The organism is Demequina litoralis (assembly GCF_030418455.1).
In the GTDB taxonomy this organism is placed as follows: domain Bacteria; phylum Actinomycetota; class Actinomycetes; order Actinomycetales; family Demequinaceae; genus Demequina; species Demequina litoralis.
Window position 1 is genome coordinate 261,142 of the sequence record NZ_JAUHPW010000004.1, and the last position, 18,592, is coordinate 279,733.

Here is an 18,592-nt window from a genome sequence, read left to right on the forward strand (position 1 = left end):
GGGCGGCAGCACGCTGTTCCCGCGCCCGCCGTCCCGCGGCGGTGCGATCGTGAACCCGACGATTCTAGGCGAAGAGCACGGGTGCTAGCGGCGCCCCACCATGGTGGTGACGTCGAGCAGCTCGTCGAGCTGCTGCACGGTGATCTCGCCGCGCTCCACGAAGCCGAGGTCGATGGTCGCCTCGCGCACCGTCAGCCCGGCCTTGACCGAGTGCTTCGCGATCTTCGCGGCGTTCTCGTAGCCGATGACGCGGTTGAGCGGCGTGACGATCGACGGCGACGCCTCCGCGAGGCGTCGGGCCTTGTCGACGTTCGCGACGATGCCGTCCACCGTGCGGTCCGCGAGCACGCGGCTCGCGTTCGCCAGCAGGCGGGTCGACTCGAGCGTGCCGAGCGCCATCACGGGGATCTGGACGTTGAGCTCGAAGGCGCCGGACGCGCCGGCCCAGGCGACCGTCGCATCGTTGCCGACGACGCGGGCGCACACCATGAGCACCGCCTCGGGCACCACGGGGTTGACCTTGCCCGGCATGATCGACGAGCCCGGCTGCAGGTCGGGCAGCTGGATCTCGCCGAGGCCGGTGTTGGGGCCCGAGCCCATCCACCGCAGGTCGTTGCAGATCTTGGTGAGCGACACCGCGATGGTGCGCAGCGCACCCGAGACCTCGACCAGGCCGTCGCGCGCGGACTGCGCCTCGAAGTGGTTGCGGGCCTCCGTGATGGGCAGCCCGGTGTCCTCCGCGAGCAGCGCGATGACGCGCTGCGGGAAGCCCTCGGGCGTGTTGATGCCCGTGCCGACCGCCGTGCCGCCCAGCGGGACCTCCGCGACGCGCGGCAGCGCGACCATGAGGCGCTCGACGCCGTAGCGGACGGCCGCGGCGTAGCCGGAGAACTCCTGGCCCAGCGTGACGGGGGTCGCGTCCATGAGATGCGTGCGGCCCGACTTGAAGACGTCCGCGAACTCCTGGGCCTTCGCCTCGAGGGAGGTTGCGAGGTGCTCGAGCGCGGGGATGAGGTCGCCCACGAGCGAGGCGGTCGCGGCGACGTGCACCGACGTGGGGAAGACGTCGTTCGACGACTGCGACGCGTTGACGTGGTCGTTCGGGTGGACGTCGCGCCCGAGTCCGCGCGTCGCGAGCGTCGCGATGACCTCGTTGGTGTTCATGTTCGACGAGGTGCCGGAGCCGGTCTGGAAGACGTCGACGGGGAAGTGGGAGTCGTGCGCGCCCGAGGCGACCGCGTCCGCGGCGGCGACGATCGCGTCGGCCACGTCCTGCTCGAGGACCCCGAGCTCCGCGTTCGCGCGGGCCGCGGCCTTCTTCACGCGGGCGAGCGCCTCGATGTGGCGTCGCTCGAGCGTGGTGCCCGAGATGGGGAAGTTCTCGACGGCGCGCTGGGTCTGCGCGCGGTAGAGGGCGTCGGCGGGGACCCGGACCTCGCCCATGGTGTCGTGCTCGATGCGGAACTCCGTTGTCATGGCGCCCAGTGTGGCATGGCAGGACCCGGCATCGGGCCCGCCGTGACGAGATCGCACACGATTCGCACGGGACGATGCGCGGGCCGGGCGGTCCGACCGGTGGGCCGGTCGGACGGGTCAGGGCGCGTCGAGCTCCGCGCGCGTGGGCGGGTTCGCGCCCGGTCGCGACACCGTGATCGCGGCGATCCGCGCGCAGGGCCGCAGAAGGCCCGTGACGGCCTCGTCGGACATCCCGCGCAGCGCGTCCCGGTGCGGGCGGCCGAGGAGGCCCGCGCCCCAGAGCCCGTCGATGAGGCCCGCCATGAACGAGTCGCCGGCCCCGACCGTGTCGGCGACGGTGACCGCGGGTGCCGGCTCGTGGATCTCGCGGCCGTCGTGGGTGAACGCGGTCGCGCCGTCGCCCCCACGGGTCACGACGACGAGGGCGGGCCCCATGCCGGCCCACGCACGCGCGGCCTCGTCGACCGTGCGGTCGGGGTACAGCCAGCCGAGGTCCTCGTCCGAGGCCTTCACCACGTCCGCGAGCCCGACCATCCGCTCGATCGCCGGGCGCGCGTCGTCGGGCGAGCCCATGAGCGACGGCCGCACGTTCGGGTCGTACGTGACGGTCGAGTTGAAGCGCAGCGCATGCACGAGCCGGAGGACCTGCTCCGCGCCCGGCGCCATCACGGCCGCGATCGAGCCGGTGTGCACCGCGAGCGGGGCGTTGCGCAGGCGCACGCCGTCCGCGAGCTCCCACGCGATGTCGAACTCGTAGGTCGCGGCGCCGCCCGCGTCGAGCGTCGCGGTGGCGACCGAGGTCGGACCCGGGCCCGCGGAGCCGGGCACGAGGCGCACCCCGTCGTCCTGGAGGTGGTCCGCGACGAGCACGCCGTTGGGGTCGAGCCCGAGGCGCGTGAGCAGGTCGACGTCGCGTCCCAGGCGGGCGAGCCCGAGGGCGACGTTCGCGGGCGAGCCGCCCGGGTGCGCGGCGGTGCCGTCGGGACCCATCACCACGTCGACGAGGGCCTCGCCGACGACGAGCACGTGGTCGTTCATCGCTCGTCCTCGTCCTCGGCGACCACGCCCACGATGCCGGCGTCCGCCGCATCGTCCCCCTGCGCGGAGGCGATGCGCTCGTAGGCGCCGTCGAGCAGCGCCTGGCAGCGTGCGGCGAGGGCCTCGCCGCGCTCCCACAGGCCGAGCGACCGGTCGAGGGTGGCGCTGCCCGCCTCGAGCCTCGCGACGATGGCGATGAGCTCGTCGCGGGCCTCCTCGTACGAGAGGGCGTCCACGGGGCGGTCGAAGGGCTCGGCGGCGTCGCTCATGACCGCTACCGTACCCGCGCTCGCTTAAGGCCGAGGAGCGATCTGCCGAGAACAGCGTCATACCCCCGTAGCAGGGCGCTCTCATAGGGCACGACTCGGACGACACGATGAGGTGGACATGTTCAGCGACAGCAGCGCACAGCAGACCGCACGCCAGAGCGCGCAGCGGGTCATCACTGCAGGGGTCACGGACGGGGAGCTCCAGACGCTCGCCCGATCGTCCGAGGTGAAGGTGCGCGCCGCGGTCGCGGAGCACGCGGGGACGCCGCTCATGACGCTGCTGCGCCTCGCCGAGGACCCGGCGGCGGACGTGCGGATGGGCCTGGCGCGCAACCGCCGCGAGTCGATCCCGATCGAGATCCGCGAGGACCTCGCCAAGGACCGCAACGTCGACGTCGTCTACGCGCTCATCGACAACCCTGCGGTGCCCGACGCGCTCATCGCGCGCCTGGGGCGTCAGCTGCACAAGGAGTACGCCAAGGCGGCGCGCGCCCGCATGGCGGCGGTCAAGGCCGGCACGTGGGCGCCGGCCGCACCGGCCGCGGACGCCGTCGACGCGGCCGTGCCGGCGGCCGAGGTGCCCGCGTTCGCGGCGGCGGAGGCCGCCACGGTCCAGGACCCCCGGCAGGAGCCCGCCACGTCGTCCGCCCGGGCCGACGCGCTGGACGTCCTGCTCGGCTCCAAGCGCTGATCGCGGCGGCTCAGCCCCGCGCGACCGCCTCGACCTCACCGCGTGCGAGCCTGACGCGCAGCACGTCGCCGGCGTGCACGTCCGAGGCGTCGCGCACGACGCCGCCCGAGGCGTCGCGCACCACCGCGAAGCCGCGTTCGAGCGTGCTGAGCGGGCTGAGCGCGCGCAGCGAGGCCGTCAGCTCGCGGATCGCAGCGGCGTCGCGGTCGATGCGCGCCGTCACCGAGGCGGCGCTGCGCTCGCGCAGGCGCGCGACGGCCTCCGCGTACGGCGCGAGCATCGCGTGCGGATGGGCGAGCACGGGGCGCGAGCGGAGCGCCGCGAGCCCGGCCGACTCGCGCGCCACCGCTCGCTCGACCGCCGCGGCCATCGACAGCCGCGACCGCGCGATGCCCTGGGCCTCGGCGGCGGCGTCGGGAACGATGCGCTTGCCGGCGTCGGTGGGGGTGGATGCGCGGCAGTCGGCGACCAGGTCGAGCAGCGGCGAGTCCTTCTCGTGGCCGATCGCGCTGACCAGCGGCGTCTCACAGTTCGCCGCGGCGCGCACGAGCGCCTCGTCGCTGAACGGCAGGAGGTCCTCGAACGAGCCGCCACCGCGCGCGACGACGATGACGTCGACCGCCTCGGCCGCGTCGAGCTCGCGGATCGCCGCCGTGGTCTCCGGCACGGCGCGGGGCCCCTGGACGGTGACGCGGCGGATCTCGAAGGCGACGCCGGGCCACCGGCGGGTCGCGTTCTCGACCACGTCGTGCTCGGCGTCGCCCTGCGTCGCGCACACGAGGCCGACCACGCGCGGGATGAAGGGCAGCGGCACTTTGCGGTCCAGGTCGAACAGGCCCTCGCGGGCGAGCGCCTCCTTGAGGGCCTCGAGCCGCGCGAGCAGGTCGCCGAGGCCCACCTGGCGGATCGCGCGGCCGCCGAGCTGCAGCGAGCCGGAGCGCGTCCACCATTCGGGCTTGGCGTGGAGCACCACGCGCGTGCCGTCGACGAGGTCCACACCGAGCGCCTCCGCCTCGCGTGCGGGGATGGTCGCGGACATCGACATGTTCTCGTCGGTGTCGCGCAGCGTGAGGAAGACGAGGTGGCGCCACCGCTTGACGTTGAGCACCTGCCCCTCGACCCACACCGCGGGCAGGCGGGACACGAAGTCGCCGATCTTGGGGGAGAGGTGGCGGACCGGCCACGGACGCTCGGCGGACGTCTCGCCGGCGGTGGCGGGAAGCGTGTGGGAGGCAGGGGTCTCGGTCACGCGGCCCAGCCTGCCACGTAGGATGGAGGCCATGCCCGACACCACCACCAAGCGCGTCCTGCTGGCCGCGCCGCGAGGCTACTGCGCGGGCGTCGACCGCGCGGTCATCGCGGTCGAGAAGGCCCTCGAGCTCCACGGCGCGCCCATCTACGTGCGCAAGGAGATCGTCCACAACAAGTACGTGGTCGAGACGCTCTCGGAGCGCGGCGCGGTGTTCGTCGACGAGACGGACGAGGTCCCCGAGGGCGCGCGCGTCGTGTTCTCCGCCCACGGCGTCTCGCCGGCGGTGCGCGAGGCGGCCGACCAGCGCAACCTCCTCACCATCGACGCGACGTGCCCGCTCGTGACGAAGGTGCACAAGGAGGCCATCCGTTTCGCGCGCGACGAGCGCACCATCCTGCTCATCGGCCACACCGGCCACGAGGAGGTCGAGGGTACGGCGGGCGAGGCGCCCGAGCACACGATCGTCGTCAACTCGCCCGAGGACGTCGACGGGCTGGACGTGCCCGACCCCGAGAACGTCGTGTGGCTGTCGCAGACCACGCTGTCCGTGGACGAGACGATGGAGACCGTGCGTCGCCTGCGCGAGCGCTTCCCCGCGCTGCAGGACCCGCCGAGCGACGACATCTGCTACGCCACGCAGAACCGCCAGGTCGCGGTGAAGAAGCTGGCCCCGGACTGCGACCTCGTGGTCGTGGTCGGCTCCGCGAACTCGTCGAACTCGGTGCGGCTCGTCGAGGTCGCCCTGCAGTCGGGCGCCGCGACGGCGTACCGCGTCGACCGCGCCGCCGAGATCCGCGACGAGTGGTTCGACGGCGTCGCGACCGTGGGCGTGACGTCGGGAGCGTCGGTGCCGGAGATCCTCGTGCGCGACGTGCTCGACGACCTCGCGGGCCGCGGATTCGAGACCGTCGAGGAGGTGCGTACGGCGACCGAGGACCTCATGTTCTCGCTGCCGCGCGAGATCCGCGCCGACCTCAAGGCCAAGGAGGCCGAGCGCGCCGTCCGCGCCTGAGCACCATCCCCCCCCGCCATCCCGCCCCGCCCCCGCCGTCCCGCTGCGGGGTAGTGGCTGACGGTTCTGGGAGGTTGGTCACTCCTACGGGGAGCTGAGCGACGCGGCTAGCGGTGGTCGGCGGCTTCGAGGGCCTCGGTGTCGACGAGCTCCGGCGCGGCGAGCACCCGGATGTCCGTCTCGGCCTGCTCGACCGCCGGCATCTCGGTGGAGAGGTGCTGCATGTCGCCGAAGCGGCGCGCGCTCACGAGCACGCGGGACTCGAGCGAGGCGACGGTCGAGTTGTACGCCTTGCCCGCCTGGTCGATCGCCCGTCCCACCTTGCCGAGGTGCCCGGCCATGGTCGACAGCCGCTCGTACAGCTCCTTGCCGAGCGCCAGCACCTGCTGCGCGTCGCGCGCGAGCGCGTCCTCCTTCCACGCATGCGCGACGGTGCGCAGCATCGCCACGAGCGTGGTGGGCGTGGCGATCACCACGCCCTTGCCGTACGCGTACTCCTGGAGCAACGAGTCCTGCTCGACGGCGGCCTGGTAGAAGGCCTCCGAGGGCACGAACATCACCACGAACTCCGGGGCCGAGGCGAACTGGTCCCAGTAGCGCTTCGAGGCAAGGTCGTCGATGTGCCGGCGCACGTGGCGCGCGTGAGCCTGCAGGCGCTCGGCGCGCACCGCATCGTCCTCCGCCTCGAAGGCCTCGAGCAGGCCGACGAGGGCGACCTTCGAGTCCACGACGATGGTGCGGCCGCCCGCGAGACGCACGGTCATGTCGGGGCGGAGGTTGCGGCCCTCGGAGTCGCGCACCACGTCCTGCTCGGTGAAGTCGACGTGCGCCAGCATGCCCGCGAGCTCGACCACGCGCCGCAGCTGCACCTCGCCCCAGTTGCCGCGCACGTCCGAGCGGCGCAGCGTGTTGACGAAGTCGTCCGCCTTGCGGCCCACCCGCTCGGAGGCCTCCAGCATGTGGCGGATCTGCTCCGTGAGCGCGGCCTGACCCGCCGCCCGGGCGCGGTCGGTCTGCGTGGTCTGCTCGCGCATCGTCTCCAGCGTGCGGGCGAGCGGCTCGACCATCTCCCGGATGGCCTGCTCGCGGCGCAGCAGCGCGGCCCCGCCCTCCTGCTCGGAGCGCTTGAGACGCTCGTGCGCGAGGTCGAGGAACTGCGCCTGGCTCGCCCGCAGCGCCTCGCCGCTCAGCGCACGGAACTCCTGCCGCAGCGCGTCGCGTTCCTCCCGCAGCCGGGCGGCGTCGCGGGCCGATGCGGCGCGGGCGCGGCGGGTGGCGACGAGCGCGCCGAGGCCCGCCCCGACGACGAAGGTGAGCAGCGAGAGCAGAAACGTGACCATGATCACAACGGTCTCATCGGGGTCCGACAACGCCCCGCAAGGCCCCGTTTTGGGACCAAGGCCATGTGACCCACCTCACACGCGTCCCGCATCGTGAGACGCGTGATTACTGTTTGGTCACAAAACGGAGAAGGTACGGCTTCGGAAACAATTCGTTAACGCCGCGCTGTTTAGCCTTCTCTGGTTGCACGTCATCAGCGTGCATCCCAGTCGTCGCTCCGACACCCCGGACCGGCGCCTATCCAAGCCCGCCGTCCGGCGGGCACCAGTAGGAGGAACAGTGAAGATCAGCAAGTCCGTGCTCGGGGCTGCGGCGGTCGCTTCCGCGTCCGCGCTCGTCCTCGTCGGCTGCTCGTCGAACGGTGCCGAGACCGACTCGTCGGCCGCGGCCGACGGCGGTTCGACCGGCGACGCCATCATCAAGACCAACGGCTCCGAGCCGCAGAACCCGCTCATCCCGGTCGCGACCAACGAGACCGGCGGCGGCAAGATCATCGACGCGCTCTTCGCGGGTCTGGTCTACTACGACGCCACGGGTGCTGCGCACAACGAGGTCGCCGAGTCCATCGAGACCGAGGACTCGCAGACCTTCACCGTCAAGCTCAAGGACGGCTGGACCTTCACCGACGGCACGCCCGTCCAGGCCCACAACTTCGTGGACGCGTGGAACTGGGGCGCCGACCTCGCCAACTCGGAGACCGCGCTCAACTCGTACTTCTTCGAGCAGATCGACGGCTTCAGCTGGGACGAGTCCGTCCCGGAGATGTCGGGCCTCGAGGTCATCGACGACCTGACCTTCACCATCACGCTCGCCGCGCCGAACGCCGAGTTCCCGCTCTCGCTGGGCTACTCGGCCTTCTACCCGCTGCCCGACTCGTTCTTCGAGGACCCGGACGCCTTCGGCGCCGCCCCGGTCGGCAACGGCATCTACACGCTCGCGGACGCTGCCGACTGGCAGCACGACGTCCAGATCGACCTCTCGATCAACGACTCGTACGCCGGTGAGCGCGAGGTCCAGAACGACGGCCTCTCGATCATCTTCTACGCGTCGCAGGACGCCGCCTACGCGGACCTCCTCGCGAACAACGTCGACGTCATCGACGGCATCCCGGACTCGGCCATGGCCTCCTACGAGAGCGACCTCGGCGACCGCGCGGTCAACCAGCCCGCCGCGATCTTCCAGTCCTTCACCATCCCGCAGGAGCTCGAGCACTTCTCGGGCGAGGAGGGCAAGCTCCGTCGCGCCGCCATCTCGATGGCGATCAACCGCGAGGAGATCACCGACGTGATCTTCCAGGGCACCCGCACCCCCGCCTCGGACTTCACCTCGCCCGTCATCGACGGCTGGTCGGACTCGCTCGCCGGCGCCGAGGTCCTCGAGTACAACCCGGAGGAGGCCGCCAAGCTGTGGGCCGAGGCCGACGAGATCTCGCCCTGGGAGGGCACCTTCGAGATCGGCTACAACTCCGACGGTGGTCACCAGACCTGGGTCGAGGCTGTCACCAACTCGATCAAGAACACGCTCGGCATCGACGCGACCGGCAACGCGTACGCGACCTTCGCGGACTTCCGTACCGACATCACCAACCGCACCATCGGCACGGCCTTCCGTACCGGCTGGCAGGCGGACTACCCGTCGCTCGAGAACTTCCTCGGCCCGATCTACTACACCGGCGCCGGCTCGAACGACGGCGACTACTCGTCGGAGGCGTTCGACACGCTGATCGACGAGGGCCGCACCTCCCTTGACCCGGCCGAGGCCGCGGCCAAGTTCCAGGAGGCCCAGGAGGTCCTGTTCGAGGACCTGCCGGCCATCCCGCTCTGGTACTCCAACGTGACCGGCGGCTACGCCGAGACCGTCGACAACGTCCAGTTCGACTGGCACTCGGTGCCCCTCTTCTACGAGATCACCAAGCAGTAAGTCGCCTCGGTGGCCCGCCCCGCATCGCGCGGGGCGGGCCATCGTCGTGCGTCCGCCGTGGCATCGTCGCCCGCGCGTGTCCGTTCCCCGGACGGGGAGGACAGGCGCGGGCTATCGTCGCCCTAGGTGCGGACGCATGCGGCACGCACAGTAGAATCGGACACCATATGTTCCAGACGAAGCACATCCGAGGAGCGCGCCCATGCTGATGTATGTGGTCCGCCGCCTCCTCCAGGCGGTCCCGGTCGTGATCGGCACCACCTTCCTCATCTACTTCATGGTCTTCGCGATGCCGGGCGACCCCATCCTGGCGATGTTCGGTGACAAGACCCCGAACCAGGCGACGTACGACGCGCTGGCGGCCCAGTACCACCTGGACCAGCCGTTCCTCGTGCAGTACGGCCTCTACATGAAGGACCTGTTCAGCGGGAACCTCGGGACCACGTTCTCGGGTCAGAGCGTCGGCGAGGTCCTCGCCCGCACGTTCCCCGTGACGCTGAAGCTCGCGGCGATGGCGATCGCGCTCGAGTTCTCGCTCGCCGTCATCCTCGGCCTCTTCGCCGGCCTGCGCAAGGGCAAGCTCTTCGACAACGTGACGCTGGTCATCGGCCTCGTCATGCTGTCGGTGCCGATCTTCGTGCTCGGCTTCCTCGCGCAGTACTTCGTGGCGATCAAGTGGGGCTGGGCCTCGCCGACCGTGGGCTCCGACACGAGCATCGCCAACATGTGGCTGCCAGCCGTGGTGCTCGCGCTGAGCCTCTTCACGACGTCGATGCGCCTCATGCGCGGCACCGTCATCGACACGCGCAGCCGCGACTTCGTGCGCACCGCCTACGCGAAGGGCCTCCCGGGCCGCCGCGTCATCCCGGTCCACGTGCTGCGCAACTCCCTCATCCCCGTCGTCACCAACTCCGCCGCCAACTTCGGCGTGCTGATGGTGGGTGCGACGGTCACCGAGGGCATCTTCAACGTTCCCGGCGTCGGCAACACGCTGTACCAGGCGATCATCCGCGGCGAGGGCCCCACGGTCGTCAGCTTCGTGACCGTCATGGTGCTCGCCTACGTGGTCATCAACATCCTGGTGGACCTCCTGTACGCCGTTCTCGACCCGAGGATCCGTTATGCCTAAGCCCGAGCACTTCGTCGCTCCGTTCGACGAGAACGAGATGGCCGAGGTCGACAAGGTCAAGCTCAACGAGAAGCCGTCGAACCTCTGGTCCGACGCGTGGCGTTCGCTCCGCCGTCGCCCGCTCTTCTACATCTCGCTCGCCACGGTGCTCGTCATCCTGCTGATGGCGCTGTTCCCGACGCTCTTCACCTCCGTGTCGCCTACCGACAACTGCCAGCTGGCGAACTCCAACGGCGGTCCCACCGAGGGCCACCCGATGGGCTTCACCCGCCAGGGCTGCGACGTCTACGCCCGCGTGGTGTGGGGTGCCCGCACCTCGCTCGCGGTGGGCCTCCTCGCGACCGCGATCTCCGGCGTGGTCGGCGTCATCATGGGCGCGCTCGCCGGCTTCTACGGCGGCTGGGTCGACTCCGTCCTGTCGCGCCTCGGCGACATCTTCTTCTCGATCCCGTACATCCTCGCGGCCGTCGTCGTGATGTCGGTGCTCGCGGACTACCGCTCGGTGTGGACCCTCGCGTTCGCGATCGGTGGATTCGCGTGGGCGTCTCTCGCGCGCATCCTGCGCTCCGAGATCCTGCGCGTGAAGTCGGGCGACTTCGTGATGGCGTCCATCGCCACGGGTCGCACGCGCTTCAGCACGCTCGTCTCGCACGTGCTGCCGAACTCGATCACCCCGGTCATCGTCTACCTGACGCTGTCCCTGGGTGGCGCGATCGTCGCAGAGGCGACGCTGAGCTTCCTCGGTGTGGGCCTGCCCACCACCGTGATGTCGTGGGGTAACGACATCAGCGCGGCGCAGACCAGCCTCCGCACGGCGCCGATGACCCTCATCTGGCCGTCGATCTTCCTCACCGTGACCGTCCTCGCCTTCATCACCCTCGGCGAGCTCGTGCGCGACGCCCTCGACCCGAAGGCGAGGGCCCGCGGATGACCCAGGAGACCACCCCCGTGACCGATTCCGCCGAGCCCCTCGTCTCCATCAAGGACCTCGAGATCGGCTTCCAGACCGGCAACGGCTTCGTCCAGGCGGTGAAGGGCGTCTCGTTCGACATCTTCCCGGGCGAGACCGTCGCGATCGTCGGCGAGTCGGGCTCCGGCAAGTCGACCACCGCCACCGGCATCATCGACCTGCTCCCGAGCAACGGCCGCATCACCGGCGGCCAGGTCATGTTCGGCGGCAAGGACCTCACCAAGGCGAGCAAGCAGGAGATCGTCCGCGTCCGCGGCCGCGAGATCGGCTACGTCCCGCAGGACCCGATGTCGAACCTCAACCCCGTGTGGTCGGTCGGCTTCCAGGTCCGCGAGGCGGTTCTGGCCAACAACATGGCCAAGAACAAGAAGGACGCCGACAGGCGCGCCATCGAGGTGCTCCAGGAGGCCGGTCTGGCCGACGCGGAGCGCCGCATGAAGCAGTTCCCGCACCAGTTCTCCGGCGGCATGCGCCAGCGCGTGCTCATCGGCATCGGCCTGGCCGCGGACCCCAAGCTGCTCATCGCGGACGAGCCCACCTCGGCGCTCGACGTCACCGTGCAGCGCGTGATCCTCGACCACCTCGAGTCGCTCACGCGCGAGAAGAACACGGCGCTGCTGCTCATCACGCACGACCTGGGCCTCGCCGCCGAGCGCGCGTCCAAGGTCATCGTGATGTACCAGGGCAAGATCGTGGAGGCCGGCCCGTCCCTCGAGCTGCTGCAGAACCCGCAGCACCCGTACACCAAGCGCCTCATCGCGGCGGCACCCAGCCTCGCGTCGCAGCGCCTGAAGTCGTCGCGGGTCGTCGCGGAGGCGCCGCAGGGCGACGAGATCGACCTGGCGGCCGCCTCGGCGCACCGCCACGAGGTCGTCGAGCAGGCGGACCACGCCGGCACCCCGGCGATCGAGGTCAAGGACCTGACGAAGGTCTTCTCGATCCGTCGCGGCAGCTTCCGCTCCGAGCCGTTCACCGCGGTCGACAAGGTCAACTTCCAGGTGCCCCGCGGCACCACGATGGCGCTGGTCGGCGAGTCGGGCTCCGGCAAGTCGACGGTCGCCAAGATGGTGCTGGGCCTCGAGACCGCCACCGAGGGCGAGATCCTCATCGGCGGCAAGGATGCGACCGCGCTCAACCGCGAGGAGATGCTCGCGCACCGCCGTCGCATGCAGCCGGTGTTCCAGGACCCCTACGGCTCGCTGGACCCGATGCGGTCGATCGGCTCGATCATCCAGGAGCCGTTGGACGTCCACAAGATCGGTGGCCGCAAGGAGCGTGAGAACCGCGTCAACGAGGTGATCGACGAGGTCGCCCTCCCGCGCACGGTGCTCTCGCGCTACCCGAACGAGCTCTCGGGCGGTCAGCGTCAGCGCATCGCCATCGCGCGCGCCCTGGCGCTCAAGCCCGACGTGGTGATCCTCGACGAGGCGGTCTCCGCCCTCGACGTGCTGGTCCAGGCGCAGATCCTGCAGCTCCTCGCGGACCTGCAGGAGGAGCTCGGCCTCACGTACCTCTTCATCACCCACGACCTCGCGGTCGTGCGCGTCGTCGCCGACGACGTGGCGGTGATGGAGCGGGGCAAGATCGTGGAGCACGGCAAGGTGGAGGACATCTTCACCAACGCGCAGACCGAGTACACGCAGAAGCTGCTCGACGCCATCCCCGGCGCGAACATCCCGCTCGGCGCCTAGCCCCGAGCGATAGCGCAAGGCCCCGGCTCTCCCGCGAGGGAGGTCCGGGGCCTTCGTGCGTCCGGGGGGACGATGCGCGGCTTTAGCCCTCGTCCTCCGGCCGGCGAAGCCGGAAGGGCTCGATCTGCTCGGGCGGCGGGATCACCACGTGGGCCAGCGCATCGTCCCGCGGCGGTGCCTCGGCGACCACCTCGGTGGCGGGCCGGACCTTGTCCCAGTCCTTCTGCTCGCGCGCGTGCGCGGCACCCTGGTTGAACAGCTCCTCGAAGCTCATGCCGCCAGCGTAGGACGGGACGATGCGCGTGTCACCGGGCCCGCGCATCGTCCCCGGCGGGCGGCGGGACCTGCCGCCGGTAGAATGGTCGCCCGTGGCACTCACCATCGGAATCGTCGGACTCCCGAACGTCGGCAAGTCGACCCTGTTCAACGCCCTCACCCGCGCCGAGGTGCTCGCCGCGAACTACCCGTTCGCGACCATCGAGCCCAACGTCGGCGTCGTCCCGCTGCCGGACGTCCGGCTCGGCCAGCTGGCCGAGCTGTACGGCTCCGAGCGCGAGGTCCCCGCGACCGTGTCGTTCGTCGACATCGCGGGCATCGTCAAGGGCGCGTCCGAGGGCGAGGGCCTGGGCAACGCGTTCCTCGCGAACATCCGCGAGGCGGATGCGATCTGCCAGGTGACGCGTGCGTTCGAGGACCCCGACGTCATCCACGTCGACGGCAAGGTCGACGCCGCCTCGGACATCGAGACCATCACCACCGAGCTCATCCTCGCGGACCTCCAGACCGTCGAGAAGGTCATCCCGCGGCTCGAGAAGGAGGTGCGCGCCAAGAAGGCGTCGCCGTCGTTCCTCGCCGCGGTGCAGGCCGCGAAGGAGATCCTCGAGGGCGGCAAGACGCTGAGCGCGGACGCGGCCATCGAGGGCCTCGACCTCGCCGATCTCAAGGAGCTCAACCTCCTCACCGCCAAGCCGTTCATCTACGTCTTCAACCTCGACGAGGCCGGTCTCGCGAACGAGGACCTGCGCGCGCAGCTCGAGTCGAGCGTGGCGCCCGCGAAGGCGATCTTCATGGACGCGAAGTTCGAGTCCGAGCTGGTGGACCTCTCCGAGGAGGAGGCCCGCGAGATGCTCGAGGCGAACGGGCAGGACGAGTCCGGTCTGGACCAGCTCGCGCGCATCGGCTTCGACACGCTCGGCCTCCAGACGTACCTCACCGCCGGGCCCAAGGAGGCGCGCGCGTGGACCATCCACAAGGGCTGGACCGCGCCGCAGGCGGCCGGCGTCATCCACACCGACTTCGAGCGCGGCTTCATCAAGGCCGAGGTGGTCCACTTCCACGACCTCGTGGACGCGGGCTCGCAGGCCGAGGCCAAGGCGCGCGGCAAGGTCCGCATGGAGGGCAAGGACTACGTCATGCAGGACGGTGACGTGGTCGAGTTCAGGTTCAATGTGTAGTTTCCGTTCAACCTCTGGGTGCCGAAGCTAGCTCGTCCGGTTGGCCTCCTTGCCGCTGTACGGCCGCTAGGTGTTGGCCCGCGCGAGCCTGTGAATGTGGTGGGCGAGGGAGCCGACGCGCGTCACGTGGCAGCTGGCTCACCGCGTGGGAGTTCCATCGCGCGACGGGACCTTGGGCGTCGCCAATCCGTCGCGACGCTGTGTGTCGATATGCTCGCCGCCATGACCAGCGCTCCGTCGACGCGGCGAACCATGCACAATCGCCGGAGGTGGATCATCCGGCACCGCTCGGGCGGTCGCATGCCTTCCATGGTGCTCGGGACAGTGGTCACACTTCTGCTCGCGGCAATGACTGTTGCCATGGGTAACAACGCGTCGGGGTCGTGGTCTGCCGCGTACGTGCTCTGGCTCGTTCCACTGTGGATGCTGGTGGGCGTGATGGCCAACATCATCGCGAATCAGGGTGCACGGCTCGGTGACAACGAGCTGATACTCGAAGCGTCGCTTGGACGCGCGACGATTCCCCTCCGCGAGGTGGACGAGGTTCACCTCGGCAGAGATCGCCTCTACGTGTCGGTCAAGACCGGAGCGGGCTACGTCTACCAATCGATCTCGCTCTACCACCGTGCCGGCGAGCGCGGCCTCGTTATCGCGGGCGTCGACGACATGCTGCGTGAGGCAGGGCTCCACGTGCAGTGGGTCGACTCTCGCGAGGACGCCAAGCTCCAGCCCCGGCGCTTCGCGGCGTTCCATGGGCCCGCGGTCCTCGCGACCCTCGTGCGGCCTTGGGTCCTCGCGATGACGCTCCTCGGCATCGCGTTGTTCGAACTGGGCGCAGCGGGCACGCGCTAGGTGGCGTGCGCGAAGCCTTCCGCGTGCGCCGTGGCGCGTCGACTCTCGGCTGGCGGCTTGGCCCGAGCGACCTGAGATCGGGAGACCCATTCAGCCGAGATTGAGCCGCCATACTTGGCGGCCATCGGGTGTGCGTTCCGGTTCGCGTGGCACCTCGCCCACAGTGCGCAGACGTGCTGGTAGCTCAGTCGTGCGGCGATCGTGATCTCACCGACGCGATGGCCGGCCTGGTGCGCCCTCAACGCGAGCGCCTCCAGCCGTTCGATGACGTCGTGTGTGGGAATGCCATCGCGCCCGACGCTCGCCAGCACCTCGTCGGCCGTCGCACGCAGCTGGTCGAGGATGTCGCTGGTCTCTGTCACGCACAGCAACCTACGCGCAGTGGACCTGCTCCGTGCAGAAGACTAAAGGCTATTCGGTGACGGAACGCGGTCGAGTTCAGGTTCAATGTGTAGTTCCGGTTCAACCTCTGGCGGCCAGGAGTAGCGTCCTCGCCTGTCTCGTTGGGCCTCGTTATCCTGGGCCTATGTCCGAGGTCGACGTGACGCCCGAGACGCTCGCGCTGCGCGGGCTCATCGACGCGCGTCGTGAGGAGTTCGACGCGCTGCTGGCGCGCTATGGAGCGACCCGTCCGCGACTGTTCGGCTCCGTCGCGCGTGGGACGGCGCGCGAGGGCAGCGACATCGACATCCTCGTGGACATGGACCCCGCAGACGGCAACGTCTTCATGCGGGCCTCCGGTCTCCTTGAGGAGGTTCGGGTGCTGTTCGGCCGTGACGACATCGATGTGTTTCCCGTGCAGCTGCTCAAGAGGCCCATCTCGAAGTCGGCCGTCGAGGATTCGGTCGCTCTGTGACGCGAAGCATCGAGCGCCGGATCGCGGACATCCTCGATTCGATCGCGCGGTGTCGTCGCTACGTCGCCCTCCTCGACGCGGGAGCTGTCGACGTCGTGGGGATGGCGGAGGATGCGATCGAGCGCAACCTGCAGATCATCGGCGAGGCTGCGAATCACCTGACCGCTGAAGTGGTCGACGCGCACCCCGATATCGCCTGGCCCCAGATCCGCGGCTTCCGGAACATCCTCGTCCACCAGTACTTCGGGGTCGACCCAGAGGTGATCCGGGACGTGGTGGAGCGCTATCTCCCGCCGCTGGCCGAGGCGCTGCGGCAGCATGTCGAGAGTGGCCCGGCGTCGGGAGCCTGAACTCTGCGGTGAGGTTGCTCGGCTACGGAAGGCGGTCGAGTTCAGGTTTAACGTCTAGCGTTATTAACGCCCAGCGTTATACGATGCTGGTGTGATCAGATCGTTCGGTGACAAGAACACCGAGCGTCTGTGGCATCGGGAGAAGGTGCCGTCGATCGATCCGCGCGTGCAGAAGGCGGCCATCCGCAAGCTCGCCCAGATCCACGCGGCTCGGTTCCTCGACTCGCTGCGGGTTCCGCCTGGCAACCGTCTCGAGTTGTTGAAGGGCGATCGCGCGGGCCAGCACAGCGTCCGCGTCAATGACCAGTGGAGGATCTGCTTCACCTGGAGAGAAGGAGGTGCGGAGGATGTCGAACTCGTCGACTACCACTGAGAAGTGGGCTCCCATCCACCCTGGCGAGGTGCTGATGGAGGATTTCATCAAGGGCTTCGAGATCACCCAGCACAAGCTCGCGGTGGCGATCGGCGTGCCGCCGCGACGCATCAACGAGATCGTTCACGGCAAGCGCGCCATCACCGCCGACACGGCGCTTCGACTGGGGCGCTACTTCGGGATCGACCCTCAGTTCTGGCTCAACCTCCAGGCGCACTATGAACTCGAGCTTGCCGAGGACCGGATGGCCGCGCAGATCGCCGCGATCACGCCGCTCCAGGTCGCCTGAGCGCCGCTGCGGAGAGATTGTTCGGCGACGGAACGCGGGCGCGCTCGGGTCCACCTAGGCTCGAGGCATGAGCGCCTCCCTGCCCCCGTGCCCCGAATGCGCGAGCGACCTCGCCTACGAGATGGGCGCGCTGCTCGTCTGCCCGATGTGCGGGCACGAGTGGTCGGCGACGGCGGTGGACGACGCGGCGGCCGACGGGCCGCGGGTCGTCCGGGACGCGGTGGGCAACGTGCTCGCCGACGGGGACACCGTCACCGTGATCAAGGACCTCAAGGTCAAGGGCTCCTCGCAGCCGATCAAGGTGGGCACGAAGGTGCGCGGCATCCGGCTCATCGACGGGGTGGGCGATCACGACATCGACTGCACGGTCCCCGGCTTCGGCGCGATGCAGCTCAAGTCCTCGGTCGTGAAGAAGGCCTGAAGCCGGGGGTCGACCCCGGTACGGTGGTGCCGTGACCGACCGGTCGACCAGCTTCGGGCAAGCCGCCGCCGACTACGCGCGCGGCCGCCCCGGCTATCCGGACGATGCGGTGGCCTGGATGCTCGACGGCGTCGAGGGGCTCGTGGTCGACGTGGGCGCCGGCACGGGCAAGCTCACCGAGGCGGTGCTGCGTGCCCGGCACGACGTGCTCGCGGTCGACCCCGACCCGGTCATGCTCGCCACCCTCGAGGCGCACGTGCCTCGCGCGCGCACGCTGCGCGGCCGCGCGGAGGAGATCCCCCTGCCCGACGCGAGCGCCGGCGCCGTGGTGCTCGGGCAGGCCTGGCACTGGGTCGACGTCGAGGCCGCCAGCGCCGAGATCGCGCGCGTGCTCGCACCCGGCGGCGTGCTCGGCCTCGTCTGGAACATCCGCGACGAGCGCGACCCGTGGGTCGCCGCGCTGACCCGCATCATCGGGCACTCGGCCGCGGAGATCCTCATCGCCGAGGGCGGCCCGCGCGTGGCCGCGCCGTTCGGACCGCTCGAGACCCACGAGAGCGTGTGGACCCGGCCGATCACCGCATCGTCCCTCCATGCGCTCGTGCGCTCGCGCAGCGGCTACATCACCGGGCCCGATGCGCTGAAGCGCGATATCGACACGGCGCTCGACGCGCTCATCGCGCGCACCGACGGGCTGGCGGACGGCGGCGAGGTCGCCATGCCGTACGTCACCCACGCCTTCAGGGCGCGGGTCGCGGGCTGACGTCCTCACCGGACGAGGCGCGGGACCGCGGCGCGTCGTTCGTGCGGCCGACGAGCGCCACGAGCACTGCCACCGTCAGGGGGACCACGACGATCCCCACGCTCATCATCGCGAGGAGGTTCGCCGCGGCGAGCAGACCGAACAGCGCCCATGCGGCAGGCAGGCCCCAGCGCCCCGGCGCCGCCATCGCCGCCCCGACGAGCAGCACGAGCGCGAGCGGGACCGCGACGGTGAGGACGCCCGAGACGCCCTCGGCCTGCGCGAGCGTGAGGTGCCGCGTGGTCTCGATCCCGTCGGAGCTCAGGCTCACCTCGGTGCCCACGGGCACCGCGAGCGCGAGCAGGGGCAGCAGCGCACCCCAGCCGACCGCGATCCACCAGGCGACCCTGGTCCGCGTGCTCCAGCGCTCCATCGCACCCACCCCCGGTCACGACGTTACGCCTGG

At 70.3% G+C, this 18,592-nt stretch carries 22 protein-coding genes; 14 read left to right on the forward strand and 8 right to left on the reverse strand.

Annotation, left to right across the window (positions count from 1 at the left end):
• Positions 1-84 precede the first annotated feature (84 nt).
• The 3 genes from QQX09_RS07160 to QQX09_RS07170 all read right to left on the reverse strand — a co-directional run bounded on the left by QQX09_RS07160 (position 85) and on the right by QQX09_RS07170 (position 2,783).
• Positions 85-1,476: a class II fumarate hydratase gene (locus QQX09_RS07160; RefSeq protein WP_301132845.1), complete on the reverse strand. Its 1,392-nt coding sequence runs from the start codon at positions 1,474-1,476 to the stop codon at positions 85-87.
• 117 nt (positions 1,477-1,593) lie between these two features.
• Positions 1,594-2,514, reverse strand: coding sequence for a carbohydrate kinase family protein (locus QQX09_RS07165; RefSeq protein WP_301132847.1), 921 nt, complete (start codon positions 2,512-2,514; stop codon positions 1,594-1,596).
• Positions 2,511-2,783, reverse strand: a complete 273-nt coding sequence (locus QQX09_RS07170) for an exodeoxyribonuclease VII small subunit (protein ID WP_301132849.1) — start codon at positions 2,781-2,783, stop codon at positions 2,511-2,513. Before QQX09_RS07170 ends, QQX09_RS07165 begins: the two co-directional genes overlap by 4 nt.
• A gap of 118 nt (positions 2,784-2,901) precedes the next feature.
• Between QQX09_RS07170 and QQX09_RS07175 the strand changes: the two genes are divergently transcribed.
• Positions 2,902-3,474: a hypothetical protein gene (locus QQX09_RS07175; RefSeq protein ID WP_301132851.1), complete on the forward strand. Its 573-nt coding sequence runs from the start codon at positions 2,902-2,904 to the stop codon at positions 3,472-3,474.
• A gap of 10 nt (positions 3,475-3,484) precedes the next feature.
• Here the strand turns inward: QQX09_RS07175 and xseA are convergent, their stop codons facing one another.
• Positions 3,485-4,723: an exodeoxyribonuclease VII large subunit gene (gene xseA / locus QQX09_RS07180; RefSeq protein WP_301132853.1), complete on the reverse strand. Its 1,239-nt coding sequence runs from the start codon at positions 4,721-4,723 to the stop codon at positions 3,485-3,487.
• A 22-nt stretch (positions 4,724-4,745) separates the two neighbouring features.
• On the opposite strand from xseA, the gene QQX09_RS07185 reads away from it, so the two are divergent.
• On the forward strand, positions 4,746-5,738 hold the full coding sequence (locus tag QQX09_RS07185) for a 4-hydroxy-3-methylbut-2-enyl diphosphate reductase (protein WP_436969053.1): 993 nt from the start codon (positions 4,746-4,748) through the stop codon (positions 5,736-5,738).
• 107 nt (positions 5,739-5,845) lie between these two features.
• Here the strand turns inward: QQX09_RS07185 and QQX09_RS07190 are convergent, their stop codons facing one another.
• The gene (locus QQX09_RS07190) at positions 5,846-7,078 is read right to left on the reverse strand and encodes a DNA recombination protein RmuC (RefSeq protein ID WP_301132857.1); all 1,233 of its coding nucleotides are present in this window, start codon (positions 7,076-7,078) and stop codon (positions 5,846-5,848) included.
• Positions 7,079-7,358: 280 nt separating this feature from the next.
• Between QQX09_RS07190 and QQX09_RS07195 the strand changes: the two genes are divergently transcribed.
• The 4 genes from QQX09_RS07195 to QQX09_RS07210 all read left to right on the forward strand — a co-directional run bounded on the left by QQX09_RS07195 (position 7,359) and on the right by QQX09_RS07210 (position 12,789).
• The gene (locus tag QQX09_RS07195) at positions 7,359-8,999 is read left to right on the forward strand and encodes a peptide ABC transporter substrate-binding protein (protein WP_301132859.1); all 1,641 of its coding nucleotides are present in this window, start codon (positions 7,359-7,361) and stop codon (positions 8,997-8,999) included.
• Positions 9,000-9,201: 202 nt separating this feature from the next.
• The gene (locus QQX09_RS07200) at positions 9,202-10,128 is read left to right on the forward strand and encodes an ABC transporter permease (protein WP_301132861.1); all 927 of its coding nucleotides are present in this window, start codon (positions 9,202-9,204) and stop codon (positions 10,126-10,128) included.
• Positions 10,121-11,059, forward strand: a complete 939-nt coding sequence (locus QQX09_RS07205) for an ABC transporter permease (protein ID WP_301132863.1) — start codon at positions 10,121-10,123, stop codon at positions 11,057-11,059. The genes QQX09_RS07200 and QQX09_RS07205 overlap by 8 nt, the downstream gene beginning before the upstream one ends.
• The gene (locus QQX09_RS07210; protein ID WP_301132865.1) at positions 11,056-12,789 is read left to right on the forward strand and encodes a dipeptide ABC transporter ATP-binding protein; all 1,734 of its coding nucleotides are present in this window, start codon (positions 11,056-11,058) and stop codon (positions 12,787-12,789) included. Before QQX09_RS07205 ends, QQX09_RS07210 begins: the two co-directional genes overlap by 4 nt.
• A gap of 82 nt (positions 12,790-12,871) precedes the next feature.
• Here QQX09_RS07210 and QQX09_RS07215 read toward each other — a convergent pair whose 3' ends face one another.
• Positions 12,872-13,063, reverse strand: a complete 192-nt coding sequence (locus tag QQX09_RS07215; protein ID WP_301132867.1) for a hypothetical protein — start codon at positions 13,061-13,063, stop codon at positions 12,872-12,874.
• A gap of 94 nt (positions 13,064-13,157) precedes the next feature.
• Here QQX09_RS07215 and ychF point away from each other — a divergent pair, with 94 nt between their 5' ends.
• A complete protein-coding gene (ychF, locus tag QQX09_RS07220; RefSeq protein ID WP_301132869.1) occupies positions 13,158-14,243 on the forward strand; it encodes a redox-regulated ATPase YchF in 1,086 nt (361 codons plus the stop codon).
• Between the two features lie 222 nt (positions 14,244-14,465).
• The gene (locus QQX09_RS07225; RefSeq protein ID WP_301132871.1) at positions 14,466-15,095 is read left to right on the forward strand and encodes a hypothetical protein; all 630 of its coding nucleotides are present in this window, start codon (positions 14,466-14,468) and stop codon (positions 15,093-15,095) included.
• On the opposite strand, the gene QQX09_RS07230 is transcribed toward QQX09_RS07225, so the two are convergent.
• Positions 15,092-15,457 (reverse strand): hypothetical protein, encoded by a 366-nt coding sequence (locus QQX09_RS07230; RefSeq protein ID WP_301132873.1) that lies wholly within the window; start codon positions 15,455-15,457, stop codon positions 15,092-15,094. The two genes, QQX09_RS07225 and QQX09_RS07230, sit on opposite strands and share 4 nt — an antisense overlap.
• A gap of 164 nt (positions 15,458-15,621) precedes the next feature.
• On the opposite strand from QQX09_RS07230, the gene QQX09_RS07235 reads away from it, so the two are divergent.
• The 6 genes from QQX09_RS07235 to QQX09_RS07260 all read left to right on the forward strand — a co-directional run bounded on the left by QQX09_RS07235 (position 15,622) and on the right by QQX09_RS07260 (position 18,147).
• Complete coding sequence (locus QQX09_RS07235; protein ID WP_301132874.1) at positions 15,622-15,951, forward strand: nucleotidyltransferase family protein; 330 nt, start codon at positions 15,622-15,624, stop codon at positions 15,949-15,951.
• Positions 15,948-16,301 (forward strand): HepT-like ribonuclease domain-containing protein, encoded by a 354-nt coding sequence (locus QQX09_RS07240; RefSeq protein ID WP_301132876.1) that lies wholly within the window; start codon positions 15,948-15,950, stop codon positions 16,299-16,301. Before QQX09_RS07235 ends, QQX09_RS07240 begins: the two co-directional genes overlap by 4 nt.
• 91 nt (positions 16,302-16,392) lie before the next feature.
• Entirely contained in the window at positions 16,393-16,674 is a 282-nt protein-coding gene (locus QQX09_RS07245; protein WP_301132878.1) for a type II toxin-antitoxin system RelE/ParE family toxin, read from the forward strand.
• Positions 16,649-16,963, forward strand: a complete 315-nt coding sequence (locus QQX09_RS07250) for a HigA family addiction module antitoxin (RefSeq protein WP_301132880.1) — start codon at positions 16,649-16,651, stop codon at positions 16,961-16,963. The genes QQX09_RS07245 and QQX09_RS07250 overlap by 26 nt, the downstream gene beginning before the upstream one ends.
• 67 nt (positions 16,964-17,030) lie before the next feature.
• The gene (locus QQX09_RS07255) at positions 17,031-17,384 is read left to right on the forward strand and encodes a zinc ribbon domain-containing protein YjdM (protein ID WP_301132882.1); all 354 of its coding nucleotides are present in this window, start codon (positions 17,031-17,033) and stop codon (positions 17,382-17,384) included.
• A 31-nt stretch (positions 17,385-17,415) separates the two neighbouring features.
• Positions 17,416-18,147, forward strand: a complete 732-nt coding sequence (locus tag QQX09_RS07260; RefSeq protein ID WP_301132886.1) for a class I SAM-dependent methyltransferase — start codon at positions 17,416-17,418, stop codon at positions 18,145-18,147.
• Here the strand turns inward: QQX09_RS07260 and QQX09_RS07265 are convergent.
• The gene (locus QQX09_RS07265; protein ID WP_301132890.1) at positions 18,125-18,559 is read right to left on the reverse strand and encodes a hypothetical protein; all 435 of its coding nucleotides are present in this window, start codon (positions 18,557-18,559) and stop codon (positions 18,125-18,127) included. The genes QQX09_RS07260 and QQX09_RS07265 overlap by 23 nt on opposite strands.
• Positions 18,560-18,592 lie beyond the last annotated feature (33 nt).